The sequence below is a fragment of the Exiguobacterium sp. SH5S4 genome, from assembly GCF_004337045.1.
GTDB lineage: Bacteria > Bacillota > Bacilli > Exiguobacteriales > Exiguobacteriaceae > Exiguobacterium > Exiguobacterium aurantiacum_A.
Window position 1 is genome coordinate 184,411 of the sequence record NZ_SJUQ01000001.1, and the last position, 24,740, is coordinate 209,150.

Genomic DNA, 24,740 nt, shown 5'->3' on the forward strand with positions numbered 1-24,740 from the left:
TCATGTCATCAAGCGTCAAACAAGATTCAGGACGAGAATCCTTCGTCAAAGGAACGCTGCTCTTATCAGCCGGGAACTTGATTTCCCGAGCGCTCGGACTGCTGTACACGTTCCCGTTCCAAGCGATGGTCGGGATTGCCGGTGTTACGTTATACCAAGCGGCATATACGTATTATGCGCTCATGATCGCCATCTCGACGGCAGGGATCCCGGTTGCCGTCTCAAAATTCATCGCCAAGTATAACGCGCTCGGCGAGTATGGGACGAGTCAACGGCTGTTCCGGCAAGGGATGAAGCTGATGCTCGTGACCGGTGTCGTCGCCTTTTTCTTACTCTTCTTTGCCGCTCCGTGGTTGTCGGAGCTCATGGTCCGCAATTCGGAAAACAATCAACAGTACATCGACTCGCTCACGCTCGTCACTCGAAGCGTCAGTTTTGCGCTCTTGCTCATCCCGGCGATGAGTATGGTCCGTGGTTATTTCCAGGGACATCAAGACATGGCCCCGACAGCCATCTCACAAGTCATCGAACAGATCGTACGCATCATGTTCTTGCTCAGCGGAACGATGCTCGTCTTGTTCGTCTTCTCAGACTCGGAGTTCGTCCGTCCGCTCGCTGACACGCTCGGCGGGACGGCGGCGGTCGAGACGACGGAACTGAACGGATTGAAAGTACTCGCCGTGACGATCGCGACGTTCAGCGCGTTCATCGGTGCGATCGGAAGCATCGTCGTCCTCGCGATGTACTGGCGCAGACGAAAAGACATTCATCGACAGACCGACAACCCTGAAGGGACGCCGGTCCGCTCGATGAAATCGCTCTTGCTCGAATTGCTCAGCTATTCGATTCCGATCGTCATGGTCGGCTTGTCGACACCGCTCTACCAGTTCGTCGATCAGTTGACGATGGTCAACACGCTGCTCAACGCCGGGAAATCGGTAGCTGAGGCGACGTCGGCGTTCGGTTTTTTGACCGGTAACGCCCACAAGATCGTTTTGATCCCGGTATCGATCGCGGCCAGTGTGTCGATGGCGACGATTCCGCTCGTCACCCGGTCGTTCACACACGGGGACATGGATAAAGTACGCAATCAAGTCAATCATATTTTCCAAGTGTCGTTCTTCGTGACGATTCCAGCCGTCATCGGACTCGTCGCGCTCTCAGAGCCGTTGTTTGGGACGCTCTTCCCGGGAGACCGGGAAGGGTGGGTCTACTTGCTCCATTACGCACCGAGTGCATTCTTCCTCGCCTATTACTCGGTCGCTGCGGCAATTTTGCAAGGGATCAATAAACAATACTTCACGATTTTCGCGACAGCGATGGGGTTACTAGCGAAAGTCGTCTTGAACGTCCCGTTCGTGTACGCGCTCGGTGGCATCGGCGCCGGGTATGCGACGATTGCCGGATACATCGTGGCGATCATCCTCATGGTGTGGAAGATTCAACGGGCACTTCAGTTCCCATATAAACAACTGTTACGTCGCACGATCCTCATGTTTGCGATGGGCGCGGCGATGTTCGTTGCGGTGTATGGGTCGTTGTTCGTCACACTAAATGACGAACCGAGTTGGAGCAATGACATCGTCGCGACCGTCGTCGGCTTCGGGATCGGGCTCGTCGTGTATGGCTATCTCGGATGGAGAAGCCACTTGGCCGGGAAACTGTTAGGAAAACGATTCCAATATCGGAGGAAAAATAATGCGAATTGATAAGTTGTTAGCCAATATGGGCTATGGTTCACGTAAAGACGTGAAACTGTTATTAAAACAGGGAGCGGTTCGAATCGATGACCAACCTGTGAAAGATGCGAAACGTCACGTCGACACGGACAGTGAGACGGTCACCGTGCTCGGTGAGCCGGTCGAGTACCGTCCGTTCGTCTACTTGATGATGAATAAGCCGGCTGGTGTCATCAGTGCGACCGAGGACAAAGTTGAGTCGACGGTCATCGAATTGATTGACCCGGCTTACGCCCATTACGAGCTGTTTCCTGTCGGGCGTCTCGACAAAGACACGACGGGCCTACTGCTCATCACGAACGATGGCGCGTTCAACCACGCCCTCATGTCACCGCGTAAACACGTCGACAAGGTGTATATCGCCGAAGTCGACGGTGAGATGACGGTCGAGGACATCCGCACTTTCGCGGAAGGAGTCGCTCTCGAGGACGGGTACACGACGAAACCGGCGCGTCTTGAAGTGCTCAGTCAGACGGGCCAAACATCTGTCGTCCGCCTGACGTTGTCGGAAGGGAAGTATCATCAAGTCAAGCGGATGATCGCTGCGGTCGGCAAGCACGTCGAACGGCTCGAACGAGTCCAAATTGGACCGCTCGAACTCGATGAATCGTTACAGCCTGGTGAATACCGTGAACTGACCGAAGCAGAAGTCGAACAGTTTTTGTCATGAATCAGGAGTGAACAGTGAGACCGGATGTCGGAAAGGCATCCGGTCTCACTTTTTATGCAAAAAAAAGAGGATCCGTGAACGGAACCCCTCGTAATTATATTCAATTTGCCGTCTTCAGTGAACGTTTCGATGATGTCCACGTGCCGCGGCTCGGACTTTCTACAAGATTGTTGTATTCAAGTACGTTCAAATCACGCTGGACGGTGCGTGATGTGATGCCGAACTCTTCTACTAGTTCTGAAGTGGTAACGCAATCCCTTTCGTTGATAAATAAATAAATCGACTTAATACGGGTTAGCATGCGATCTGTTGAACCTTTCATTGGATGACCCCCCAATGCGTAGAATGATGAAAGACGAAACCTACGGACGACAAATGAAATATGAAATTGTTATTTTCTAAAATTACATCTTAAGTATAACGCTCCTATACAGAAAAGCAAGGGGAAAGCACGAACGATTTCAATGTAAAGAACATGTTATGAACGTAAATATCGAATGAATGAACTGTAAATAATCGATTATAGAACCGAAAGACGAACAAAAAAATATTTTCGAAATAAATGTTCGTCTTTCTGACATTTGGATATACTAATAAGGGAGAGAACATTCGCAAAGGGGAGATTGACATGAACTGGAGACAAGAAGTCGACTTACGAAAAGAAGCGTTTTTAAACGATCTTAAAGGATTACTTACAATCCCGAGCGTGTTAGACGAATCGAAAACAGGACCGAACGAGCCGTTCGGCCCAGAAGTCCGTCAAGCGCTCGACTATATGCTCGAGCTAGGTCAACGTGACGGCTTTATCACAAAGGATGTCGCCGGATATGCAGGACATTTAGAATACGGCGAAGGTGAAGAACTCGTCGGCATCTTGTGCCATCTCGATGTCGTACCGGCCGGGGACGGGTGGACATATGGGGCGTTCAATCCGACGATCACCGACGGCAAAATTTTTGCACGCGGCAGCAATGACGATAAAGGGCCGACGATGGCTGCCTATTACGGATTGCGGATCGTCAAAGAACTCGGCTTGCCGCTATCGAAACGGGTCCGGCTCATTGCGGGCTGTGACGAAGAGAGCGAGTGGCGTTGCGTCCGTGAGTACTTCAAACAAGAAGAGATGCCGACGTATGGGTTTGCGCCTGACGCCGATTTCCCGATCATCAACGCCGAGAAAGGTCTATACGATGGCGTGCTCAAGCAACTTCCAATCCAGCGCGTCACGGGAACAAAACATCACCTCGTCTCGTTCATCAGCGGGGAACGCCCGAACATGGTGCCAGACGTTGCGACAGCGGTGTTGAAAACGAATGAAGTGCTCGAAGAGCAATTCGAGGCGTATCTCGAGAAGTATGAAGCGGACGGGACGTGTGTTTTTGAAGAAGGGATGTACACGTTCACAATAAAAGGCGTCGCGGCCCATGCGATGGAACCAGACAACGGGGTGAACGCGGCCTACGTGCTCGCAGGCTTCCTGCTCACGCTCGCGCTCGATATTCAAGGTGAGCGCTACATCGAGTTCGTCCGTCACGTCTTTGCGGACTCACGCGGCATCTCGCTCGGTATTGAAGCGAGTGATGAGACCGGGGATTTGACGATCAACGGTGGCGTTTTCCGCTACAACGACACGGAGCGGATGGCGACGGTTAACATCCGTTATCCGTATACGGCGAAGTTCACGGAACGTCTACAAAACTTGAAAGAAATCGCGTTGTCATTCGGTTTCGAATTGACGACAAGACACCATATGCCACCACACCATGTTTCGGAAGACCATCCGCTCGTGACAACACTAGCAGGCGTCTATGAGCGCCAGACTGGTGAATCAGCGCACTTGATGGCAATCGGAGGCGGTACGTATGCCCGCTCGCTCGAGGCCGGCGTCGCGTTCGGTGCGTTGTTCCCGGGAGCGAAAGATGTCGCCCATCAGGTCGACGAGTATATGGAAGTTGAAGATTTATTACGTGCTGCCGCAATCTATGCGGAAGCGATTTACGAGCTCGCTAAATAATAACCTTTGAGAGCTGACTGCATCGGTCGGCTCTCTGTCTGTTAGGAAGGAAGTTGATCGTGAACCAGCAAAAAAAATCGTTTCAATCGATTTATGTCGCCATCTTTTTCGCACAAGGCGCCCTCATCCCATACATGGCCTTGTTCTTCTCACAAGCACGTTTTGATTTGTCACCGAGTGAGGTCGGGACGATCGTCGCCATCTTGCCTATTTTATCGATCGGTGTACAACCACTCTGGGGCATGCTTGCCGACCGCACGGGCCGAACCCGCGCCTGGTTAATGTTAGCAATGATTGCGGCTGCGGCGATCTCGATCACATTTTTATTTGCGACGTCGTACGTCTGGATCATTCTGTTAATGGTAGCCTGGTCGATATTTCAATGTGCCCACATTCCGCTCGTCGATATGATGACGCTCGATTACACGTCCCGTGCTAAAATCGATTACGGAGCCATCCGTTTGTTCGGCTCGGCCGGGTTTGCCATCGCGGTCTTCATGATCGGCCGGATTGCGGATACGTCATGGGGGTTATCGAGTACGTTTCTGCTTAGTGCGATCGTACTCGTCGTCGGAACCGTCGCCTTGAAGCAAATTGCGGATACGGGTGTAACCCATACGGCGACAGTCGCCCCGTTCGCTTGGTCAGCCATTTGGAATGCACCGTTCGTGGCGTTTTTAGTCGGCGGCATGCTCGTCTTCGGTCCGATTTATGCAAACAACTACTACTTTGGCATTTATGTGACGAGCATCGGCGGCTCGACGACGCTCGTCGGGACGTTGTTTTTAGTAGCGGTGCTCTGTGAAATCCCGTTTATGAAAGTGGCGCATCAAGTTGTCGCACGTCTCGGCACCGTCAACGTACTCGCGGGGGCAGCTATGATTTCAGCGCTTCGGAACGGTTGGCTCGCACTCGAACCGTCGTTGTGGGTCGTTTGGTTGCTTGCCATCGTTCAAGGACTCGTCGTCGGGTTGCTCATTCCGGTTGCACTTCAGTTTGTCCGAAGTCTCGTCAGCTTAAACGTCACCTCGACAGCGATTGGCGTCTATATGGCTGTCACATCGGGCTTGGCGACGGCCGCGTTCAATCAGTTGAGCGGGATAATCATTGAAGTAGACAGCATTATCGGTGTATTTTGGATGTACACAGCAGTCAGTGTCATCGGCGCGATTTTATTCTTGGGACTGAGACGGTTCCGCGAGAAAGGATGACGAGCGATGTCGACACATTATTTTATAGCGCTCCCGATTGAAGCGCGACAGTTTGAACAAATCCAACGGGACATCTTGCCGTTCTATTCCTATCGCCGCGTTTATCGGCCAGAGGAATTTCATTTGACGCTTCAATTTTTAGGGGCGTTAGACGATGACCAAGTAGAGGCAGTCAAAGAGATCACTCGAGACGTGGCGCACGAAACGGCGCCGTTCACGTTACGTTTTCAGCAGATTGATCATTTTGGGAGACCCGATCGTCCGCGCGTGCTGACAATCATCCCGAATCCGTCTGTAGCGCTTTCGACATTCGTCAGTGCACTTCGGCGAAAATTGACAGAAGAGATTTCAGCCATCGATCGGAAACCGTTCGCAGCACACGTCACCCTTGCAAAGAAGTGGGATACCGGCGAGCGGATTCCTTATATCGCACCTGCGTTTGACGTGGAAGAAGCAATCACAGAAGTAGTGCTCTATCGAATTAATCCGACACAGACTCCTGCCTATGAAGCAGTTGAAGTATTTCCGCTAGCGCATTCAGAGGAGGACACATGGCGATCCCGATTAAAATTTTTGACGTAATTTCTAAATATGAACGGAACATGCTCGATCAATTCAATCGTTTTCAAGAGTATATCGAATCCGATACGGCGCGAATGCGCAGGCTCCACGACTTGAATCGGCTAACTCCGCCGGAAATCATGGAGTTTGAAAACCCGTGGTGGAAATTTTGGCGTCGTACAGAGCGCATCGAGCTCGAAGCGAACCCGTTGACGGAAAAGCAATTTCAAACGCTGCTCACAAACCGGCGCCGCATCCAAAAGCTTCAATTTGCGTGCGAAGGGGCAACAGAAGCAGATGTGCCACTATTAGCTTTTTTGCGGGACTATAGTTATCGGCATATGCTCACAGAATGGAACGAGCATCACTTTTTCATGTATCGTCCTGTCGTCGAGTGGAACGGGGCCATGGTTGAACTAAGCCATATCATCGTTGGACCGTCGCATATTTATCTCGTTGAATGGCTTGAAGGAGACCGCAGCATCTATCACGTATCGAAACAGAAGACTTGGATTCATCAACCGCTCAAAGGGGAAAATAAACGTGTAGTCAATCCGCTCATCGCATTGACACGCACCGAAGAGATGGTAAGACAGTTTCTTCCGTCCTATGATGGGGTCATCCAAAAAGTGGCGTTGGCTCCGAACGGCTATTTCGATCATGTGCCAGAGACACGCGCGACCCAGTTTGTTTCAAGGTCTGATTACGACCAATGGATGAAACAAGTCAATGCGAGGGCACCCATCGTGAAAGCCCAACAAATTCGAGATGTGGCGAAACTTCTAGATACGACAGCTCAGATGCCGTTTCGACAATTTTTGGATCAGTAGGAGAGGATGGAACGAGTATGTATCACACACCTGACCAACAGGCGACAACGCATGTGACGATCGAGCGGGCAACGCTCCTCTCATTTGAGACGATTCGACTCGAAGTCATCGCCGAATATGAGTCTATTCCAGTACAAATCGAACAAAACGGGCGCCCTGTCACTTACGTGGTGCTCGAAGAACGATCAACTGAGACCGGGACGATTGAACGGGATATTCGTCTCGCACGCCCGGTAACGCTGGAATCGGTTTATACCGTATTTCATCCTGGACATAAAACGATCGTGGTCGTCCCGAGAGAAATTGTCCAGACGAATGAGTTTGAACGCAGATACGCCTACGATGGACCGCTCGGACTCCTCTTTGGCATAAATGTGATTGACGTATTCGTCTGGTCGCCTGTCGCTTTCTCGATTTGGGTGACGGTGCATGATGAAGACACGCATCGGGAAATCGAGCGATTTCGGATGATGCGCGGTACCCGCGGCGTCTGGCATGCCGAGGTGCCGAAAGGTTACGAAGGGTTGCTGTATCGTCTTCACGTCAAAACACCGGTCGAAACGAACGATATCGTCGACCCTTACGCGAAAGCCGTCAGCCTGAATGGCGAATTTGGCGTATTGGTCGATGTCGAAGCCGAGATTACGAAACACGTTGAACCGGTGTTACGGCCGCCGCTCCGAAAAGCGACTGACGCCGTCATCTATGAACTTCATATCCGCGACTTCACCAGCCACCCCGCTTCGACGAGCCGTCTAAACGGATTGTATGGCAGCATCGTCGAAACCGGGATTCGGACGACCGGTAACAAGAGTGCCGGTCTCGATTACTTGAAAGAGTTAGGCGTCACACATTTGCAATTGCTCCCGGTCCATGACTTCGGCAGTGTCGACGAGTTGACACGCATGCCTTATAACTGGGGGTACGACCCGATTCATTGGTTCGCTTTAGAAGGGAGCTACGCTTCAAATCCAAGCACCCCGACAACAAGAGTGCTCGAATATGCCCGAATGGTGAATGAGTTACACAAAACCGGGATGCGCGTCGTCGTCGATGTCGTCATGAACCATGTGTTTATTCGTGAACAGTCATCGCTCGAAGCGCTCGTGCCGTATTATTATTTCCGGTATGAGCACGACGGAACGGTCGCAAACGGTACCGGTGTCGGGAATGATACAGCGTCTGAACGGTATATGATGCGTCGCATGATTGTCGATTGCATCACTTATTTTGCGACGACGTATCAAGTTGACGGTTTTCGATTCGATTTGATGGGAATCCATGATGTGGAAACGATGAACCAAGTTCGAATGTCGCTTGATAAAGTCGACCGATCGATCTTGATTTATGGAGAAGGTTGGGATTTGGCGACACCGCTCGGCCCGTCCTTGAAGGCGTCTTCCCATAATGCGGCGCATATGCCACGAATTGGTCATTTTAACGACATGATGCGAGATGCGCTGAAAGGTTCATCGTTCAACGAGCGCGAGCGCGGCTTCGTATCCGGGAACGAATGGCGGGAGTGGGAACTTCGTGAATGCATCACCGGTGCCGTTCAGATTCCGAACGTCACCGTCGGTCGGTTCCCGAGTCCGCAATATACGATCAATTATGTGGAAGCGCATGATAACTATACGACGTTTGATAAATTGCTGCTCGCTTGTGAGGATACGGATGAGACGACGAGGTTACGGATGCAACGGCTGGCCACAGCGATCGTCATCACGTCACAAGGCGTTCCGTTCCTTCACGCCGGACAAGAGTTCGGTCGGACGAAACAAGGCGTAGAGAACAGCTATAACGCCCCTGACCGAATCAATCATTTTGATTGGGACCTTCGTGACAGTCGGGCGACAGAAGTGGAGTATGTGAAAACGCTGCTCAAGTTACGCCGGCGCCACACGTGTTTCCGATATGATACCCGTCAAAAAGTAGTCGAGCAGTTCAAGTTTCTCCCGTCGCCGCCTGGCGTGATCGCTTACGAACTGACAGCGAGCCATTCTTACGATGCTTGGCAGCGAGTGCGTGTGTATTTGAACGGGACGTTCGAGCAAGTGACGTTCCAAGCCGAAGGCGACTGGAACGTATATGTGCAAGGGGATAAGGCGAGTTTGACGCCGATTGTTCGAAACCCGAGTCAGATTCAAGTCGAGTCGTTGTCAATGACGATTATCGCGTGTTAATATTGTGATTGTATCTTTTTAACTTCCAATGAGATTTGAGCGTGATGAACATGTATTCAGATATAATCGGTGCCCTCGGTGAAGAGTGGACAGTGGCTTCCGCAGGCGGGATTACGGGTGAAGCGTACGTAGCGACGACGCACCAACAAAAAATCTTTGTTAAACGGAATTCGTCTCCATTTTTAGCGATTCTATCCGCCGAAGGCATCGTCCCGAAACTATTGTGGACGAAGCGGATGTTCAACGGAGACGTTCTCAGTGCCCAACAGTTCATCGAAGGTCGTGAGTTATCGCCTGCCGACATGGAGCGTTCCGAAGTGGCGGCGCAACTCGGAAAGATCCATCATTCGAAAGAGCTATTATTCATGTTACAGCAGTTAAACCATACACCGGTCACTTCAGAACTGTTGTACCGGCAATGTGCCGCCTATGAGCAGGATGAGGCAGATGAGACGATCGATGAGGCGGTCCGTTGGTTATCAGACCATCGGCTGCCCGATGACGAGCGCGAACTGGTCGTTTGTCACTCTGACCTCAATCACAATAATTGGATTGAGGATGAGTCGGGACTTCTTTATTTGACCGATTGGGACGACGCCATTATCGCGGATCGCGCGTTTGATTTGGCGATGGTCGTCTATAGCTATGTCGATGAAGTCGATTGGGAAGAGTGGTTCAGTCATTACGGGATCACGCTGACCGCCGATCTGCATTACCGGATGCACTGGTACGCGATTGCCCAGACGGTGTTGACCATCTATGGTGAACAGAGCGCCATGGCAAGAGCTGAAGGTTTGACCGTGCTTCGTGAGCTTCTCGACGAAGCGGATGAACGGACGCAATGAAAAAAGGGATGGCTCACGAATGTGAGTCATCCCTTTCGATATACATCAGACATCTTCAGGTTTCATAAAGTACGCCCAGACGAACGTAGCGATGACGGCGCCGAAAAACGTGAGCGGGGCCGCATAAAAGATTAAGAATTGATCTAACGTGCTCATTGATTTAACCTCCTTGTGAGGGATGATTCATGTTCATTAAACAATGATTTCGTGTATAATCGCAAGGGGACTGCTCGCGTGAAGCGGCTCAGTCAGCAGAAACTTGAACATTTCATGAACGAAAGGTAGGATTTCAATGCGCTTACGCCATAAACCTTGGGCTAAAGATTACATGCAGGCCCAAGAACATGTATTTATCACGAATCCCGAACAGTTGAAAGGAGGTTGGAAAACCGAATTCGGTAACGACAATCCACTCTTTATCGAGGTCGGTTCTGGGAAAGGGCAATTCGTTCTTGGGATGGCCCAACAGTTCCCGGACGCCAACTTCATCGCCATCGAGCTATTCGAGAGCGTTGCCGTCTCGATCGTCCAAAAACTCGTCGAAACGCCGATGCCAAACGTACGCGTCTTGACCGTCGATGCGAAGCAACTCGTCGATTACTTCGAAGCAGGGGAAGTCGACCGCGTTTACTTGAACTTCTCGGACCCTTGGCCAAAGACGAGACATGCGAAGCGCCGCTTGACGTATAAGACGTTTTTGGCCACATACGAAGCGATTCTGCCTCGTGGGGGCGAAATCCACTTTAAGACGGACAACCGGGGGCTGTTCGAATATTCGCTCGAGAGCATGAGCCAATACGGCATGTACTTCACGGATATTTCACTCGATTTGCACGTGAATGAACCGGGTGACAACGTTCGTACCGAGTACGAAGAGCGCTTCAGCGCCATGGGTCAGCCGATCTACCGGATGGAAGCAGCGTTCCGACCGAAAACTTGACACGCTTTTTTCTTATTTTGATAGCATTTTCTTCACACTTTTTTCTTTCTTCTTGGTACAATAGGAATGACGCTAAATTGGAATTAGAGAAGGGGGAATATGGGGATGTTGAAAAAAGCATGGGCAAGCCTGCTTGCAGTAATCTTCATTCTAACAATCGCACCACTCAATACCTCGGCAAACGAGGCGTTCTTAGACGCACTCGAAGAGGATTTGAAAGCGACGCATTACGACTATAAAGAAGGAACGGCTAAGATCGTCAAAGAAGAGACGCTCACGCACTCGAACGGCAACGAAGTCATCGCAGCGGTCGTCGAACTCGATACGGTACGTGACGGCATCTTCATCACACGTAAGACGGAGTTCCATTATTACGATGCGACGGACAACAAGATTCTGACGACGGCTGACCTTGTCGAAGTCGAAGGCGCGACCGAGTTTTCGGACGCGAACATCGACATGCTCGGTCAACAGATCATCTACTGGTTGCCGGTCCTGATCATGTTGCTCTTAATCGCGGTTCCGGCGCTCATTCTTTTCTTCGTCGTACCACGCTTCTACTCGACAACAGATTACATGAATCCGATTTATGAGAAAAACGATAATCCACGTTAAAAAAGAGCCGAGAGGCTCTTCAGCTTGTTGACTAACATCAATAGAATCGCTCGTCCTTCCGGCGCCCACGCTTTCCGCAGGCAATCCCGGAGCCGCATCGCGACTCGCGTCGCTGCTGGGTCTCCGTTGGATTGCTTTCCTGCAGGAGTCGGGGCGCCGTCGGACGAGCAACGCAAACGGTCGCCATCTGGCGGCCGTTTGTCTTTTTCTGAGGCCTCGATGGCCGAAGAAAAAAGCCCTGGATATGTTCTTAGAACCGATGAAAACGGAAAACGGTATGTATGGACCGTCACCGCCTCCGAACAGGAAGGGAATCATCATGAACCGATCCGCACCGACGCCTTGTTAGACCAGTTGGTCCCGAAAAACCACCTCGTCCGTAAGATTGACCGCCATGTCGACTTCTCCATCGTCCATCGCGCCAACCTTATGGCAGCCACCGCATAAAACATGAAGAAGCTGGCCAGTTCACTGGCCTGGAGAGACCGTATACATACCATTTTTTCAATCTTGTGCCGGGTAGAGCGCCTCAAGGTCATCGAACATAAAAAAAGACGAACCAATTCGCTTTTCGCGAATTGGCTCTTTTTTTACGCCATTTTCAACTGTTCCATAATTTGATCAAGACCCATGCCGTTTCCTGAAGAGACGGCTGCGACGAACGCGCTCTCGACGATCGGGCCGTCATAGAACTTGATTTTCTTATCGCCTTCATACATATCGATAGCAAGCTCAGCGTTCATCGTCGCCGATCCGATATCGGACAGGATGAGTGCCTCTTTGTCGACGGTTTCGATGGCCTCGAGGATACGGGTCACATCGGTTCCAATACTGCCGTCTTCTAGTCCGCTCGCAAGATGAATCGGAACGGCTGGAGCCATCTCTTTCATCAAATCTTGAATCCCTTCACCAATTTTAGCGCTATGCGAAACGATGATGAGCTCTACGATGTTAACCGACCTCCTTCATAATCGCTTTCAAGACGATTGAACTGGACAACGCGCCAGGGTCAATTGTACCGCGAGAGTTCTCTCCGAAGTACGAGGCGCGGCCTTTCGTCGCCACCATCCTTTCCGTCTCATTGACGAGATGATCCAACTTTGAGGTAAAGTTATCTGACTCGCTCAAACCGTCTAAAAATGGCTCCCAGACGTCGACCATCGTCTTTTGCCCGGCGGTGGACTTGCCTCGGGCTTTGATCGCAGCCGTCCCTTCCTCTAGCGCTTCTTTCACGAGCGCGAAGTCGGCCTCGGTCGCGTCACCAAATTTCGGTGCTGCCTTGACGAATGCCGAGCCATAGAGTGGGCCGGCCGCACCGCCGACTTTTGACATGAGCGTCATCCCGACTTTTTTACTCAACTCACCGAGAGAAGCGTACTCATCGTCGAGGATCGCAACGACCGCATCAAAGCCACGTGACATATTGATACCGTGGTCACCGTCCCCGATCGCCCGGTCTAGGTCTGTCAGTGTATCTTTATTCGCTTCAATCTCAGATTGGGCATGTCGGAGCGCTTGTTTGAACCCTTCAATCGTCAACATCGATTAAACACCTCGTTTGTTAGATTTTGAAACCGAGCGCCGCTGATGGCGCGTCAAGATAGCTTGTCAATTCATCGTCGAGCGGTAACAGGGTGATGGAGAAACCATGCATCTCGAGAGATGTCATATAGTTACCAACGTATTTACGTTTTAACGTGTAACCAGCCGCTTCTAATTTTTTGGCAACGAAGTGGTACGTCACGTAAAGCTCAGAGAGCGGTGTCCCCCCCATACCGTTGACCATGACGGCGACTTCTCCAGGCTCGACTTCTTTTGTCAGATGTTCGAGCAGGTCGTCGACAATCGAATCGACGTCGGTCGTCGGTTTCCGTTCGACACCGCGCTCGCCGTGAATCCCGATCCCGATTTCCATCTCTTCCTCGTTCAAGTCAAAGCCAGGTTTACCGCTCACTGGCATGTAGCACGGCTCGACCGCCATTCCCATCGAGCGGACGTGAGCTGCGACTTTTTTAGCGAGCGCTTTCACTTCTTCCAATGACTTCCCGCTCGCTGCTGCGGCTCCGGCAATCTTATGCACGAACACCGTGCCTGCTACGCCACGGCGGTCTTCTTTATTTGAAATCGCGACGTCATCAGCGACGACGACGTGATCGACTTTGATCCCTTCGGCGTCGGCAAGTTCGCCGGCCAGTTCGAAGTTCATGACATCACCGGAATAGTTTTTGACAACGAGCAACACACCGTTGCCGCCGTCCGCCGCTTTGATGCCTTCGAGTACCATGTCTGGGGTCGGGGACGTGAACACTTCACCACAAACAGCGGCGTCGAGCATCCCATCGCCAACGTAACCGGCGTGTGCAGGTTCATGCCCGCTTCCGCCACCTGAGACGAGTCCGACTTTTCCGGATTTGGCGCCGTCCGCTCTGCAGATGACGTTTACCCCTTCGACGCGACCGTACAGTTCAGGATGGGCGTGTACCATCCCTTCGACCATTTGCGACACAAGTTCACTTGCTTCACCAATCAGTTTTTTCACGTGGGATCACTCCTTTTTAAGTTTGAAAACTACCATTTTCAATTTTCCACTCTTTCGAAAGGACTAAACAAAAAAGGTCGGCGAATTGTTTCGCCGACCTTGTCTCATACATATTCAAGTAAAGCGCCAGTCTCTGAATCGACCGTGAATTGGTACGTCGTTTCTTCGTCGCTCTCGAGGACCGAAATCCCGCCTTTGTAAACATCATACTCACGACCGTCATAAGTATAGATCTCCGGTGATGCCGAGATCCATGCGCCTTGGACGTGACCTTTCGCTGAAAACGCCCGTTTCGTGTACTCGAGCGCATCTTCAGCCGATAAGCTTCGTTCATCTAACACTTTTTTCGTCATAAGTGCGGCAACGACGGCAACCCCGATTCCAACTAACCAATATCTTTTCTTCATATGACTACCTCCCCTTGAACTATGGCTATCATGTACATCGTACCAAAACCTGTACCCCATTGGAATGAAAAGCATTCGCTTCCATCGAAATATTCTGTATATAATGAGACCAGAACGAGTGAAAGGATGAAATAAAATGGAACAAAAAACGAGAGAATTATTTAAGACGTTGACGGAATTGCCAGGAGCGCCCGGCTTCGAATCAGAAGTTCGTCAATTTGTCCGTGACCGGATCACTCCGCACGTCGATGATGTGATGATGGACGGAATCGGTTCAATCTTCGGGAAACGAGTCGGGGACGAGTCGGGACCACGCATCATGGTCGCCGGTCATATGGATGAAGTCGCGTTCATGGTCACACGGATCACAGAGAACGGCATGCTGTACATACAACCGCTCGGCGGCTGGTGGAGCCAAGTACTGATGGCACAACGGTTCGACATCGTAACATCGAACGGGAAAATCCCGGGTGTTGTCGCCTCGACGCCTCCGCATTTACTTGGGCCTGAGGCGCAGAACAAGCCGATGGAAATCAAGCAGATGTTCATCGATATCGGAGCCGACTCAAAAGAAGAGGCGGAGTCATGGGGCGTCCGGCCAGGACTTCCTGCCGTGCCGACGAGTGAATTCACTCCGCTCCACCATCCGAAAAAAATTATGGCCAAAGCATGGGACAACCGCTACGGCGTCGGTCTCGCCGTCGAGTTGCTCGAAGAGACGACCAAAGCAGATCATCCGAACATTTTGTTCTCGGGTGCGACTGTCCAAGAAGAAGTCGGCCTGCGCGGAGCCCAGACGGCTGCCGAGATGATTCAGCCGGACGTCGCGCTCGTGCTCGATGCGTCGCCAGCCAATGATGCTTCCGGCAATAAGACGGAATTCGGTCAGCTCGGCGAAGGCGCGCTCATCCGGATTCTTGACCGCGTCATGGTCATGTCTCCGGAAATGCGTGACTTCTTGCTCGATACAGCGTCAGATGAAAACATTAAGACACAATACTTCGTGTCACCAGGTGGGACGGACGCAGGTCGTATTCATATGAGTGGGCAAGGTGTGCCGACCGCCGTCATCGGCGTCGCAGCCCGTTACATTCATACGCACGCCTCGATTTTGCACACGGATGACTACGATGCGGCCAAAGCGCTTCTAAAAGCGCTCGTCAAACGGTTAGACCGTTCGACGATGGAAACGCTCCGCGCATCCCGTTAATGAACGACGCCACTTTAACTGAGTGGCGTTTTTTCCTGTTGATATTTACCGGAAAAAGATTATACTGAGAAAAGTGTGAAGACATAAACTTTACGGCTGACAAGACAATAGAAAGAGGGGTGAATCCCATGCTCAAGAAGAAAGGGATCACGCTCAGCCCGTCACTCTACTTCGTGACGGCGCTCAGCTATATGGCACTCGGATTATTCAGTACACTCATTATCGGGTTGATCATGAAGACGATTGGCGGACAACTGCTCGGTACGAGCGTTAGCGGTCTCGGCGATACACTCCAACAAATCGGAGACGTCGCCATCAGTTTGACGGGACCGGCCATCGGGATTGCGATCGCCTATGCGCTCCAGGCTCCGCCGCTCATCTTGTTTTCAGCGCTCGTCGTCGGGACGTTCGGCTATGAGTTCGGGCCGGCGGGTAGTTATGTCGCGACGCTTCTTTCGGTCGAACTGGCCAAGCTCGTCTCGAAGTCAACGAAGCTTGATATTTTAGTGACGCCATTCACGACGATCGCGATTGGTTACTTGAGTGCGACGTATATCGGGAAATATGTCGGTCTGTTCATGACCCAACTCGGCACGTGGATCGAGTGGGGGACTGAACAACAACCGCTCATTATGGGCGTCATCGTCGCGACGCTCATGGGTCTCGCGTTGACGGCCCCGATTTCAAGCGCGGCCATCGCGCTCATGCTCGGGCTTAGCGGGATCGCCGCCGGTGCGGCGACGGTCGGTTGTGCGGCCCAAATGGTCGGGTTCGCGGTCACGAGTTACCGGGACAACGGTATCGGTGGAGCGGTTGCCCAAGGGATCGGCACATCGATGCTTCAAGTCGGGAATATCGTCAAAAATCCATGGATCCTACTGCCCCCGACGGTTGCCGGTGCGGTGCTCGCCCCGATCGCCATCTTGCTGTTTGAATTAGAGAGTGTCGCGGCAGGGGCCGGGATGGGGACGAGCGGGCTCGTCGGTCCGATCGTCATGCTCGAAACGATGGGCTTCAGTTGGCATACGTTGATCGTCGTCTTCGGTTTCTTGATAGTCGGTCCGGCCATACTCAGCTATGCGGTATATCAAGTATTGACCCGGATGAACCGGATTCAGCCGAATGATATGAAAATCGAATATTGAACCGACACACAAAAAATAAGCGTCTCGCCAAGTTGCGAGACGCTTATTCATATGACGCCGAGCAGATCACCAGCCGAAGAAGTTACGGACGGTCTCGACGGTTTCGCGCGGGATTCTAAAGCTGACGAAGAACAGCGTGAGTATCAACGCGTAGATGGGAAGTAAAAAACGTTTCCTGACAATCGGCAAGTAGCGGACGAGGCGTTTCAACCCACGTTCTACGATGTAAATGATGGCGAATCCAACGATGAGCCAAACGAGAATCTGACTTCGTGTCTTATCTGTATCGATGAACAAGTACCCGTAGCGGAGAATGGAGAGCATTCCGACGGCGCCGACGAGCTGTTCGAGTGGGTGTTTCATATCCGGATTTAATTGTTCACGCGTCCATTTTGTCATATCGTCACCTTTTTCAAATAGTCTTCGCCCTTGATTATAGCAAAACACGAGAGCGGATTGTGAGAACGGACTTATGCTATCATTAACGAGGAAAATAGAACAGGAGTGATGAAGATGAAACGACTGACAACGATGACTGAATATACGGAAGCGAAGCAAGGAAAGACTGTGTTTATGTTCTCGGCGACATGGTGTGGCGATTGCCGCTTCCTCGATCCGTTCATGCCCGAACTAGAATCAAAGTTCAACGAGTGGACGTTCTATTACGTCGACCGTGACGACTGGATGGAGCTCGCACAAGAACTCGATATTTTCGGAATTCCGAGTTTTGTCGCCTTCAACAGTGGACAAGAAGTGGACCGCTATGTCGGACGCGAACGTAAAACGCCGGAGCAAGTCGAAGCATTTCTTAGCGAGTTAGGGTGATCTAGATGGAACGGAATGAACTGCGGCGAGCGATCGAACGTCAATTCACTGACGGGTATCGGACGTCTTATGACAGAGAAAATGAAGTGTTACGAATCGAACGGGCAGCTGACCGGTTCGGCGTCAACATTCGATTGGCCCCACTTGTTGCCAAAGCAAAAGTTCGCGGCAATGTTGCGGTTGAAGAAGTCGTCGACTATATAAAGACGGCCCTTACAGCCGACCAAGAGATTGAATTAGTCGGCAACGAAGCCCAAATTTTCCCGGTCATTCGGGCCGGTTCGTTCTCGACAGAAACAAAAACCGGACAAGCGCTCCTCACGACACCGCATACGGCGGAGACGGCCATCTACTATGCCCTCGACCTTGGCCACGGGTATCGTTTGATTGAAGAGCGGCATTTGAATGCGACGATGACGAAAGAGCGAGTCGATCAAGTGGCGCGGGATAACGTGAAAAAGTTACCGACCGACTTAAAAGAAGACGATGTCGCCGGCAACAAATTCTATTTCCTGTCTGCCCGCGACGGATACGAGGCGTCCCGTATCCTCAATGACGAATTTTTACGGGTCATGGATCGACGAATCGAAGGGGACATGTTAGTCGGGGTCCCGCATCAAGATGTGATGATCATTGCCGATATCCGAAACGATCAAGGATACGACGCGATGCAACAGCTCATGTTCGACTTTTTTACGAACGGACGCATCCCGGTGACAGCTCTTGCGTTTCATTATGAGGACGGCGTTCTCGAACCAATTTTTATTGTTGGAAAAAAGAACCCACCAACGGACGCATAATCTGCTAAACTATTTGTGTCTAGTTTGAAAGAAGGGGCGTATTTATGTATGCAAATTAATGCTTTTTATAACCGCGAAGGAATTGGCGATGTTCTCATGGTGTTGTTAAAAGAAGGTGATCGCCATCATCAAGTCGTCGAACGAAAAGACGATGTCGCCATCGTTAAAGCGGCGGACGGATCAGTGAACGGCTACAACGTGTTTAATGCGAGTAATTATTTCAATGTCAGTGACTGGCACGGGCCGGTCGACTTGACGGCAGAATTGATTGAGACGCTCGGTGTCATTTTACGCAAGCAAAATATCGAAGTGGATTTATCGGGCGTTAACTTCACGCCGACGTTCGTTGTCGGTTATGTCGAATCGGCTGAGAAACATCCCGATGCGGATAAATTATCGATTTGCCAAGTCGAAATCGATCAAGGTACGGTTCAAATCGTTTGTGGAGCACCGAACGTTGCGGCCGGGCAAAAGGTCGTCGTCGCGAAACCAGGAGCGGTCATGCCGTCTGGTCTCATTATCCGGCCGTCTAAACTCCGTGGCGAGAGCTCGCACGGGATGATTTGTTCAGCCCGCGAGTTGAACCTTCCTGATGCGCCGCAAGAAAAAGGAATTTTAGTGTTAGATGACGAATATGAAGTAGGGAAAGCATTTGAAATCGGTCGCTAAACTCGACCGGTTTTTTGCTAAATGAGGATTGAGCGAAAAAGCGAGGAATCAAGTATGGATGCATATGAACGTTCATTAAAACAGCAAGCAGAGCGAATTCGGCGCGAACTATCCCAAGAAGGGAAGAAGAGTGCGCCTGCACCAAAACCTGAACCAACGGGCGAGTTTATTCCGTCTGACGTCCCATCTCCGATTTATGGATATGCGCGACCGAAACCAAAGATCAACTTACCGACCGAGCATTCGCCCGAGACGAGAGACGATTTGTCTATCAATCAAAGCGAGCCTGATATTGATTCAGAACCATCGACTCCAGTGCCTGCTAACGAGGAAATAGTCGTAGAGGAACCTGTGCAAGTTACAGAATCTTTCGTTCCAGACGAGGTTGTCGTGGAAGTGAACGAGTCGATGGAGTCACCATTCGTGGTAGAGGAAACGGTCTCGGCAGAACATCAGACTGTTACCGAGCCTTCTGAGCCAGAAGAGACGACTATTTCCCCGGAAACATCTGACGTGCTCGATGATGAGTCTTCTGTGTCGGAGGCCGACAACGCATCGGACTCGTCGAGTGATCTGAAACCGTTACTCGGAGACGTATCTATTTTAGAAGACGGTTTTGCCTCTGTGTTCATGGGTTCGACCCATTTGAAAACGTCAAAGATCGTCGTCCGTGAAGAAAAAGAAGAGGCAGCTTCAGCGGACGTTTCAATCGAAGTGACATCGGTCGAAGAAGTAGCTCCTGTCGTCGAGGATGTTGCAAAAACATTACAGACCGATACCGACGAGCCCTTTCACGCTCTTGACGAAGCCGAGTTGACACCTGCTGTCAACGTGTCTTACAAAGCGGATAGCCCCCCATTAAACGTCATGATGACTCCGCAAGACCGGATGGCGATGTATCGCAGCCGACGCCTTGCTCAAAAAAACAATAATCTGTAATAGCACGACTCCATGAGTTTTGCTATAATGACAAAGGTTTGTCGCTTTTTCTGCAAACCGCAATGAATTAGGGGGGCTATTTACAGATGAACCGTTATCACTTCGTCGGAATTAAAGGAACGGGCATGAGTCCTTTAGCTCAAATTTTAAATGATATGAACAATGAAGTCCGAGGTTCGGACGTTGACAAAACATTTTTTACAGAAGAAGCATTGAAACGGAAAGGTATCGAAATTCTTCCGTTTGATCCTGAAAATATTACTGAAGGTCAAATCGTCGTTCAAGGAAATGCGTTCACTGACGATCATCCTGAAATCTTACGCGCGCGTGAGCTCGGGTTGACGATTTATAAATATTACGAGTTCCTCGGTGAACTAGCGGATCATTATACAAGTGTCGCCATCACAGGGTCGCATGGAAAGACGTCTACTACGGGTCTGCTCGCTCATGTCATGCGTGGGATTGAGCCGACATCATTCTTGATCGGAGACGGTACGGGCGAAGGCGTGGAAGACTCGAAAAACTTCGTGTTTGAAGCGTGTGAGTATAAGCGTCACTTCCTTTACTATCGCCCAGACTATGCGATTATGACGAATGTCGATTTTGATCATTCAGATTATTTCTCTGGCTTAGACGATGTCATTGATGCGTTCCAAGAAATGGCGAAACAAGTGGAAAAAGGTATTATCGCTTGTGGTGACGATGAGAATCTTCAACAGATTCAAGCGAACGTGCCGATCGTCTATTACGGGTTTGGTGCCCATAACGATTTCCGTGCCGAAAACGTGAACTCGACGGATAACGGGACGACGTTTGACGTCTATTTGCGTGACGATTTCTATGGGACGTTCCGCATTCCGGGATATGGTAACCACAGCGTCTTGAACGCCCTTGCCGTCATCGCGACGTGCGACTACGAGAACTTATCGAAAGATCTTGTGAAAGAGCGCCTCGAGACGTTCAACGGCGTTAAACGCCGTTTCAGTGAATCGACGCTCGATGGGCAAGTCCTGATCGATGATTACGCGCATCACCCGCGCGAAATCAGTGCGACTGTTGAAGCGGCACGTAAAAAGTACGCCGGACGGGAAGTCGTCGCGATTTTCCAACCGCATACGTACACGCGTCTCAAGTCGTTTATGGATGACTTCGCGTCATCACTCGCCGAAGCAGACGCCGTTTATTTGTGCGATATCTTTGGCTCAGCCCGAGAACAAGAAGGAACGGTCACGATTGAAGACCTTCAGTCGCGGATCGACGGTGCCAACGTTTTGAAACGTACCGATGTCGGCGTTCTCCGTCAACATCGTGATGCGGTCTTGTTGTTCATGGGAGCAGGAGATATTCAGACGTATCAACGCGAGTATGAGAACTTCGTCAAACTCGAAGCGTAAGTTGTGAGCGGATGGCCCGGGCCATTCGCTTTTTTTGTGTTTAAACTCGAATAAAGAAGGAAATAGTATTATCGACTGAACACAAAAAAGGAGATGTTAAGAATGGCAAGCCAAGGCTCATTGAATACGTTGAACAAAGAGGTGGCCAACTACGGCCTACTATTCGTCAAACTTCATAACTACCACTGGTATATTAGCGGACCTCACTTCTTCACATACCATGAAAAATTAGAGGAGCTTTACAACTTGGTCGCTGAGCTGTATGACGATGTCGCCGAGCGTTTACTCATGAATGACGGGGAACCGTATGCGACGATGAAAGAGTATTTAGAGCACTCGACACTACAAGAAGGTGATCGTCACGCCGATACAGAACAGATGATCAAAGACGTGATCACTGATTTCAAACAAATCCGTCAAGAAATGCAAGATGCGATGGAAAACTTTGAGGACGGGGACGAAGCGATCGAAGATACGTTCGTTTCCCACATCGAACGCCTCGAAAAAGAAATTTGGATGATGTCTGCCGCTCTCGGCAGAAAGACGAAACTATAATGAAAAGGTGCGCCAAATTTGGAGGCGCACCTTTTTTCGTTCATTTTAAGTTTTCTGGATTCAACGGTTGTAACGTGTCGACGACGAAACGGCCGTCTTTCCGGATCAAGACGTCGTCAAACCAAATCTCGCCGCCGCCATAGTCAGGGCGTTGGATATTGACGAGGTCCCAATGGATGGAAGAGTTGTTGCCGTTATAGGCATCGTCATACGCTTGTCCCGGGGTGAAGTGGAAACTGCCATCGATTTTCTCGTCGAATAAAATATCTTTCATCGGATGTTGGATGTAAGGGTTCACGCCGATCGCGAATTCACCGACGTAACGAGCTCCTTCGTCCGTATCGAACACTTCATTGATGCGCTCGGTATCGTTCGCCGTTGCTTCGACGATCTTTCCGTCTTTAAATGTCAGCGTCACGTTCTCGAACGTAAAACCGTGGTACGGCGATGGCGTGTTGTACGTGATGACGCCATTGATCGAATCTTTGACCGGCGCGGTGAACACTTCTCCGTCCGGGATGTTCATTTGACCCGAGCACTTGATGGCTGGGATGTCTTTGATCGAGAACGTGAGCTCCGTGCCTGGTCCTTTGATCGTGACACGGTCGGTTTGGTCCATGAGCGTGACGAGTGCGTCCATAGCCCGGTCCATCTTGCCGTAATCGAGTGTGCAGACGTTGAAATAGAAGTCTTCGAACGCCTCCGTCGATTTTCCGGCGAGTTGGGCCATCGACGGTGATGGATAACGCAAGACGACCCATTTCGTCCCTTTGACGCGATCTTCCGTATGCATTTTACCGATTGTGGCGCCGACAAGCTTTTGTTGCTCGGCGGGAACGTCCGACAGCTCGTTAATGTTATCACCCGCACGGAGACCGATATAGGCGTCCATCGCTTGCATTTGCTTGCGTTCGATGTCGGCCATCAATTCGAGTTGTTCCTTGCTTGCTTGCGTGTATAACTTCCGCAAGATACGGCTTTCTTTCAACAAGACGAACGGATGCCCCCCAGCTTCGTACGCTTTTTCGACAAGTGCCTCGACGAGCGACTCCTCGACGCCGAAATTCTCGATGAGAACGCGTTCGCCTGGCTTTAATTCGGTTGAATAATTGATCAACCCGTCTGCCAATTGTGTGATTCTTGGATCTCTCATACAAACACCCCTTAAACTTTTTTTAATTTATTTCTATTTTAGTGTAATCGAAAACATAAAAACGGGTAAAGGAATAATCAGACCGGATGGCGAAAACGGTAGTGACAAATCTTTTCAGTCATAATGGTGCTATAATGAAACCACCACATAATCGAACAGGAGGAATGGACGAATGGAAATCACCTTAGGAGGCATTGCAGGGCTCATCGCAGCACTTGCATTTGTCGTACTTGTATTTTTCTTGGCTCGCGTCTTGTCGAACGTCAATCGCACACTCGGCAGCGTCGCGAATACGACAGAAAATTTAGAACGTCAGTTAGATGGCATTACAATGGAAGTGACGGCGCTCTTACATAAGACGAACCGTCTCGTAGATAACGTAGAAGAGAAGACAGAGTTGCTCGCACCGGTGGCACATGCCCTCGACGAGCTCGGCACATCGCTAAATGAAGTGACCGAGTCGGTACGAACAGTTTCTTCATCGGTTCACGTGGCAGCAGACGAAAATAAAGACCAGATTGCCCAAGCCGTACGTTGGGGCTCGGTCGCGGTAGAGCTATTCAAGAAAAACAAAACAGAAACTTCTTCAGAAGAGCGCCCGTCACGCCGTCGTGGCCGCCGGGAGCGTAAGCAAGACACGCCATCGGTCTCACCAGGATTAATCGCGACAGACGATACAATCAAATCATAACAAGCCCAAGGAGGATATATTATGACATACGTTAAAAAAGACCAAACGAATCAAGATCAGCAATCAAGCGGCGGATTCCTAGCCGGCGTCGTCCTCGGCGGTATCATCGGTGCAGCCGTTGCCTTGCTCACCTCGCCAAAAAGTGGACGCGAAGTACGCACTTATCTCGATGAGAAAACATCGACTTCACGTGAACGTTTGACCGTCAAATCAAAAGAAGTACGTGAAAAAGCTGAGCCGGTCGTCGGAGAATGGATCAAAGTAGCGAGCGACAAGGCTGCTCCGGTCCTCAATCTCGTCAAGGATAAGGCACGCGAGGCTGCTGAACTGAAACAGCAAGTCGACGAAGATGAACTCTCTATCGAAGAAGCGATGGAAAAAGCGGATCAGCTCGTCGCGGAAGCGGAAGCCGAAGTGAAAGAACAGCTCGATCAAGCAGCAGAAGAAACGTCAAGCGAAGCAACAGAACAAGCTGACACAGACGCTAAGCCAGAATCGGCCCAACCAAAAGGCGAATCAAACTCGAAAGCAAACAAGTCGAACACGAATAAGTCGAATGCGAGCAAGCAAGAGCCGAAGAATAGTCGCGACGAGTCGGCGAACTATGAGTCGGATTTCGAAGCGCCTGTCAAAGACTTGCTCGACGATGAATCAAAACAAGAGCTGAAAGAATTGAAGAACGACTTGAAGAACGGCAATAAATAATGCTTCAAGTGTCCGGACAATCCGGACACTTTTTTTGTGGATTTTGTGTCATAGCCCATTTGTCTATGACAAAGCGAATAAAGTTCGCTATAATTAAGTT

The 24,740-nt window shown here is 50.6% G+C and carries 29 protein-coding genes; 21 read left to right on the forward strand and 8 right to left on the reverse strand.

The window, feature by feature from the left end; all coding sequences use genetic code 11:
* Positions 1 to 2 precede the first annotated feature (2 nt).
* On the forward strand, positions 3 to 1,709 hold the full coding sequence (locus tag EVJ32_RS00880) for a putative polysaccharide biosynthesis protein (RefSeq protein ID WP_131456002.1): 1,707 nt from the start codon (positions 3 to 5) through the stop codon (positions 1,707 to 1,709).
* Entirely contained in the window at positions 1,699 to 2,409 is a 711-nt protein-coding gene (locus EVJ32_RS00885) for a pseudouridine synthase (RefSeq protein WP_070329415.1), read from the forward strand. The genes EVJ32_RS00880 and EVJ32_RS00885 overlap by 11 nt, the downstream gene beginning before the upstream one ends.
* Before the next feature lie 100 nt (positions 2,410 to 2,509).
* On the opposite strand, the gene EVJ32_RS00890 is transcribed toward EVJ32_RS00885, so the two are convergent.
* Positions 2,510 to 2,731, reverse strand: a complete 222-nt coding sequence (locus EVJ32_RS00890; RefSeq protein WP_083274163.1) for a DeoR family transcriptional regulator — start codon at positions 2,729 to 2,731, stop codon at positions 2,510 to 2,512.
* A gap of 306 nt (positions 2,732 to 3,037) precedes the next feature.
* On the opposite strand from EVJ32_RS00890, the gene pepV reads away from it, so the two are divergent.
* From pepV to EVJ32_RS00920, 6 genes are read left to right on the forward strand one after another with little or no spacing between them, the layout of a single operon-like run.
* Entirely contained in the window at positions 3,038 to 4,423 is a 1,386-nt protein-coding gene (pepV, locus tag EVJ32_RS00895; protein ID WP_131456004.1) for a dipeptidase PepV, read from the forward strand.
* Positions 4,424 to 4,482: 59 nt separating this feature from the next.
* A complete protein-coding gene (locus EVJ32_RS00900; protein ID WP_236635488.1) occupies positions 4,483 to 5,634 on the forward strand; it encodes an MFS transporter in 1,152 nt (383 codons plus the stop codon).
* A 6-nt stretch (positions 5,635 to 5,640) separates the two neighbouring features.
* A complete protein-coding gene (gene thpR, locus EVJ32_RS00905) occupies positions 5,641 to 6,216 on the forward strand; it encodes an RNA 2',3'-cyclic phosphodiesterase (RefSeq protein ID WP_131456006.1) in 576 nt (191 codons plus the stop codon).
* A complete protein-coding gene (locus EVJ32_RS00910) occupies positions 6,186 to 7,025 on the forward strand; it encodes an NERD domain-containing protein (protein WP_131456008.1) in 840 nt (279 codons plus the stop codon). The genes thpR and EVJ32_RS00910 overlap by 31 nt, the downstream gene beginning before the upstream one ends.
* 17 nt (positions 7,026 to 7,042) lie before the next feature.
* A complete protein-coding gene (gene pulA / locus EVJ32_RS00915) occupies positions 7,043 to 9,208 on the forward strand; it encodes a type I pullulanase (protein WP_201738324.1) in 2,166 nt (721 codons plus the stop codon).
* 50 nt (positions 9,209 to 9,258) lie between these two features.
* The gene (locus EVJ32_RS00920; protein ID WP_070329440.1) at positions 9,259 to 10,053 is read left to right on the forward strand and encodes a phosphotransferase family protein; all 795 of its coding nucleotides are present in this window, start codon (positions 9,259 to 9,261) and stop codon (positions 10,051 to 10,053) included.
* 45 nt (positions 10,054 to 10,098) lie between these two features.
* Here EVJ32_RS00920 and cydS read toward each other — a convergent pair whose 3' ends face one another.
* Entirely contained in the window at positions 10,099 to 10,209 is a 111-nt protein-coding gene (gene cydS / locus EVJ32_RS16565) for a cytochrome bd oxidase small subunit CydS family protein (RefSeq protein ID WP_438802343.1), read from the reverse strand.
* Positions 10,210 to 10,345: 136 nt separating this feature from the next.
* Here cydS and trmB point away from each other — a divergent pair, with 136 nt between their 5' ends.
* The 3 genes from trmB to EVJ32_RS16145 all read left to right on the forward strand — a co-directional run bounded on the left by trmB (position 10,346) and on the right by EVJ32_RS16145 (position 12,055).
* Complete coding sequence (gene trmB / locus EVJ32_RS00925; protein ID WP_131456011.1) at positions 10,346 to 10,993, forward strand: tRNA (guanosine(46)-N7)-methyltransferase TrmB; 648 nt, start codon at positions 10,346 to 10,348, stop codon at positions 10,991 to 10,993.
* Between the two features lie 105 nt (positions 10,994 to 11,098).
* Positions 11,099 to 11,608 (forward strand): hypothetical protein, encoded by a 510-nt coding sequence (locus EVJ32_RS00930; RefSeq protein WP_236633357.1) that lies wholly within the window; start codon positions 11,099 to 11,101, stop codon positions 11,606 to 11,608.
* A 24-nt stretch (positions 11,609 to 11,632) separates the two neighbouring features.
* Positions 11,633 to 12,055, forward strand: coding sequence for a hypothetical protein (locus EVJ32_RS16145; protein ID WP_161568761.1), 423 nt, complete (start codon positions 11,633 to 11,635; stop codon positions 12,053 to 12,055).
* A gap of 143 nt (positions 12,056 to 12,198) precedes the next feature.
* Here EVJ32_RS16145 and dhaM read toward each other — a convergent pair whose 3' ends face one another.
* The 4 genes from dhaM to EVJ32_RS00955 all read right to left on the reverse strand — a co-directional run bounded on the left by dhaM (position 12,199) and on the right by EVJ32_RS00955 (position 14,554).
* Positions 12,199 to 12,558, reverse strand: coding sequence for a dihydroxyacetone kinase phosphoryl donor subunit DhaM (gene dhaM, locus EVJ32_RS00940; protein ID WP_131456015.1), 360 nt, complete (start codon positions 12,556 to 12,558; stop codon positions 12,199 to 12,201).
* Position 12,559: 1 nt separating this feature from the next.
* Positions 12,560 to 13,150, reverse strand: coding sequence for a dihydroxyacetone kinase subunit DhaL (gene dhaL, locus EVJ32_RS00945; protein ID WP_131456017.1), 591 nt, complete (start codon positions 13,148 to 13,150; stop codon positions 12,560 to 12,562).
* A gap of 19 nt (positions 13,151 to 13,169) precedes the next feature.
* Positions 13,170 to 14,147, reverse strand: coding sequence for a dihydroxyacetone kinase subunit DhaK (dhaK, locus tag EVJ32_RS00950; RefSeq protein WP_131456018.1), 978 nt, complete (start codon positions 14,145 to 14,147; stop codon positions 13,170 to 13,172).
* Between the two features lie 104 nt (positions 14,148 to 14,251).
* The gene (locus tag EVJ32_RS00955; RefSeq protein ID WP_131456020.1) at positions 14,252 to 14,554 is read right to left on the reverse strand and encodes a PepSY domain-containing protein; all 303 of its coding nucleotides are present in this window, start codon (positions 14,552 to 14,554) and stop codon (positions 14,252 to 14,254) included.
* A 136-nt stretch (positions 14,555 to 14,690) separates the two neighbouring features.
* Here EVJ32_RS00955 and EVJ32_RS00960 point away from each other — a divergent pair, with 136 nt between their 5' ends.
* Together EVJ32_RS00960 and EVJ32_RS00965 are read left to right on the forward strand one after the other, a co-directional pair.
* On the forward strand, positions 14,691 to 15,764 hold the full coding sequence (locus EVJ32_RS00960; protein WP_131456022.1) for a M42 family metallopeptidase: 1,074 nt from the start codon (positions 14,691 to 14,693) through the stop codon (positions 15,762 to 15,764).
* 128 nt (positions 15,765 to 15,892) lie between these two features.
* A complete protein-coding gene (locus EVJ32_RS00965; protein WP_131456024.1) occupies positions 15,893 to 16,909 on the forward strand; it encodes a PTS sugar transporter subunit IIC in 1,017 nt (338 codons plus the stop codon).
* Between the two features lie 66 nt (positions 16,910 to 16,975).
* Here the strand turns inward: EVJ32_RS00965 and EVJ32_RS00970 are convergent, their stop codons facing one another.
* Complete coding sequence (locus EVJ32_RS00970; RefSeq protein WP_016508496.1) at positions 16,976 to 17,308, reverse strand: MLKL N-termimal domain-containing protein; 333 nt, start codon at positions 17,306 to 17,308, stop codon at positions 16,976 to 16,978.
* Positions 17,309 to 17,422: 114 nt separating this feature from the next.
* Here EVJ32_RS00970 and EVJ32_RS00975 point away from each other — a divergent pair, with 114 nt between their 5' ends.
* From EVJ32_RS00975 to EVJ32_RS01000, 6 genes are all read left to right on the forward strand, one after another.
* Positions 17,423 to 17,734, forward strand: coding sequence for a thioredoxin family protein (locus EVJ32_RS00975; protein WP_131456026.1), 312 nt, complete (start codon positions 17,423 to 17,425; stop codon positions 17,732 to 17,734).
* 5 nt (positions 17,735 to 17,739) lie between these two features.
* Positions 17,740 to 18,534 (forward strand): DUF1444 family protein, encoded by a 795-nt coding sequence (locus tag EVJ32_RS00980; RefSeq protein ID WP_131456028.1) that lies wholly within the window; start codon positions 17,740 to 17,742, stop codon positions 18,532 to 18,534.
* Between the two features lie 48 nt (positions 18,535 to 18,582).
* Entirely contained in the window at positions 18,583 to 19,203 is a 621-nt protein-coding gene (gene ytpR, locus EVJ32_RS00985; protein ID WP_131456030.1) for a YtpR family tRNA-binding protein, read from the forward strand.
* Positions 19,204 to 19,257: 54 nt separating this feature from the next.
* Positions 19,258 to 20,142, forward strand: coding sequence for a hypothetical protein (locus EVJ32_RS00990; protein WP_131456032.1), 885 nt, complete (start codon positions 19,258 to 19,260; stop codon positions 20,140 to 20,142).
* An 86-nt stretch (positions 20,143 to 20,228) separates the two neighbouring features.
* Positions 20,229 to 21,536: a UDP-N-acetylmuramate--L-alanine ligase gene (murC, locus tag EVJ32_RS00995; protein ID WP_131456034.1), complete on the forward strand. Its 1,308-nt coding sequence runs from the start codon at positions 20,229 to 20,231 to the stop codon at positions 21,534 to 21,536.
* A gap of 102 nt (positions 21,537 to 21,638) precedes the next feature.
* Positions 21,639 to 22,091, forward strand: coding sequence for a Dps family protein (locus EVJ32_RS01000; RefSeq protein WP_070329433.1), 453 nt, complete (start codon positions 21,639 to 21,641; stop codon positions 22,089 to 22,091).
* A 40-nt stretch (positions 22,092 to 22,131) separates the two neighbouring features.
* Here EVJ32_RS01000 and EVJ32_RS01005 read toward each other — a convergent pair whose 3' ends face one another.
* Positions 22,132 to 23,244, reverse strand: a complete 1,113-nt coding sequence (locus EVJ32_RS01005) for an aminopeptidase (RefSeq protein WP_071397843.1) — start codon at positions 23,242 to 23,244, stop codon at positions 22,132 to 22,134.
* A 172-nt stretch (positions 23,245 to 23,416) separates the two neighbouring features.
* Here EVJ32_RS01005 and EVJ32_RS01010 point away from each other — a divergent pair, with 172 nt between their 5' ends.
* Positions 23,417 to 23,935, forward strand: coding sequence for a DUF948 domain-containing protein (locus EVJ32_RS01010; protein WP_070329435.1), 519 nt, complete (start codon positions 23,417 to 23,419; stop codon positions 23,933 to 23,935).
* Positions 23,936 to 23,956: 21 nt separating this feature from the next.
* Complete coding sequence (locus tag EVJ32_RS01015; protein ID WP_131456036.1) at positions 23,957 to 24,640, forward strand: YtxH domain-containing protein; 684 nt, start codon at positions 23,957 to 23,959, stop codon at positions 24,638 to 24,640.
* Positions 24,641 to 24,740 lie beyond the last annotated feature (100 nt).

What these genes read in the sequence shown, in the direction of transcription:
- EVJ32_RS00910 (WP_131456008.1), top strand. Translation starts at nt 6,186, where the DNA reads ATGGCGATCCCGATTAAAATTTTTGACGTAATTTCTAAATATGAACGG.
- thpR (WP_131456006.1), top strand. Translation starts at nt 5,641, where the DNA reads ATGTCGACACATTATTTTATAGCGCTCCCGATTGAAGCGCGACAGTTT.
- EVJ32_RS00955 (WP_131456020.1), bottom strand. Translation starts at nt 14,554, where the DNA reads ATGAAGAAAAGATATTGGTTAGTTGGAATCGGGGTTGCCGTCGTTGCC.
- EVJ32_RS01015 (WP_131456036.1), top strand. Translation starts at nt 23,957, where the DNA reads ATGACATACGTTAAAAAAGACCAAACGAATCAAGATCAGCAATCAAGC.
- EVJ32_RS00975 (WP_131456026.1), top strand. Translation starts at nt 17,423, where the DNA reads ATGAAACGACTGACAACGATGACTGAATATACGGAAGCGAAGCAAGGA.
- EVJ32_RS00890 (WP_083274163.1), bottom strand. Translation starts at nt 2,731, where the DNA reads ATGAAAGGTTCAACAGATCGCATGCTAACCCGTATTAAGTCGATTTAT.
- EVJ32_RS00885 (WP_070329415.1), top strand. Translation starts at nt 1,699, where the DNA reads ATGCGAATTGATAAGTTGTTAGCCAATATGGGCTATGGTTCACGTAAA.
- EVJ32_RS00920 (WP_070329440.1), top strand. Translation starts at nt 9,259, where the DNA reads ATGTATTCAGATATAATCGGTGCCCTCGGTGAAGAGTGGACAGTGGCT.
- EVJ32_RS00880 (WP_131456002.1), top strand. Translation starts at nt 3, where the DNA reads ATGTCATCAAGCGTCAAACAAGATTCAGGACGAGAATCCTTCGTCAAA.
- EVJ32_RS00965 (WP_131456024.1), top strand. Translation starts at nt 15,893, where the DNA reads ATGCTCAAGAAGAAAGGGATCACGCTCAGCCCGTCACTCTACTTCGTG.
- cydS (WP_438802343.1), bottom strand. Translation starts at nt 10,209, where the DNA reads ATGAGCACGTTAGATCAATTCTTAATCTTTTATGCGGCCCCGCTCACG.
- murC (WP_131456034.1), top strand. Translation starts at nt 20,229, where the DNA reads ATGAACCGTTATCACTTCGTCGGAATTAAAGGAACGGGCATGAGTCCT.
- EVJ32_RS00980 (WP_131456028.1), top strand. Translation starts at nt 17,740, where the DNA reads ATGGAACGGAATGAACTGCGGCGAGCGATCGAACGTCAATTCACTGAC.
- pepV (WP_131456004.1), top strand. Translation starts at nt 3,038, where the DNA reads ATGAACTGGAGACAAGAAGTCGACTTACGAAAAGAAGCGTTTTTAAAC.
- dhaL (WP_131456017.1), bottom strand. Translation starts at nt 13,150, where the DNA reads ATGTTGACGATTGAAGGGTTCAAACAAGCGCTCCGACATGCCCAATCT.
- EVJ32_RS00970 (WP_016508496.1), bottom strand. Translation starts at nt 17,308, where the DNA reads ATGACAAAATGGACGCGTGAACAATTAAATCCGGATATGAAACACCCA.
- trmB (WP_131456011.1), top strand. Translation starts at nt 10,346, where the DNA reads ATGCGCTTACGCCATAAACCTTGGGCTAAAGATTACATGCAGGCCCAA.
- EVJ32_RS00930 (WP_236633357.1), top strand. Translation starts at nt 11,099, where the DNA reads ATGTTGAAAAAAGCATGGGCAAGCCTGCTTGCAGTAATCTTCATTCTA.
- pulA (WP_201738324.1), top strand. Translation starts at nt 7,043, where the DNA reads ATGTATCACACACCTGACCAACAGGCGACAACGCATGTGACGATCGAG.
- EVJ32_RS01000 (WP_070329433.1), top strand. Translation starts at nt 21,639, where the DNA reads ATGGCAAGCCAAGGCTCATTGAATACGTTGAACAAAGAGGTGGCCAAC.
- EVJ32_RS00990 (WP_131456032.1), top strand. Translation starts at nt 19,258, where the DNA reads ATGGATGCATATGAACGTTCATTAAAACAGCAAGCAGAGCGAATTCGG.
- EVJ32_RS01010 (WP_070329435.1), top strand. Translation starts at nt 23,417, where the DNA reads ATGGAAATCACCTTAGGAGGCATTGCAGGGCTCATCGCAGCACTTGCA.
- EVJ32_RS00960 (WP_131456022.1), top strand. Translation starts at nt 14,691, where the DNA reads ATGGAACAAAAAACGAGAGAATTATTTAAGACGTTGACGGAATTGCCA.
- ytpR (WP_131456030.1), top strand. Translation starts at nt 18,583, where the DNA reads ATGCAAATTAATGCTTTTTATAACCGCGAAGGAATTGGCGATGTTCTC.
- EVJ32_RS01005 (WP_071397843.1), bottom strand. Translation starts at nt 23,244, where the DNA reads ATGAGAGATCCAAGAATCACACAATTGGCAGACGGGTTGATCAATTAT.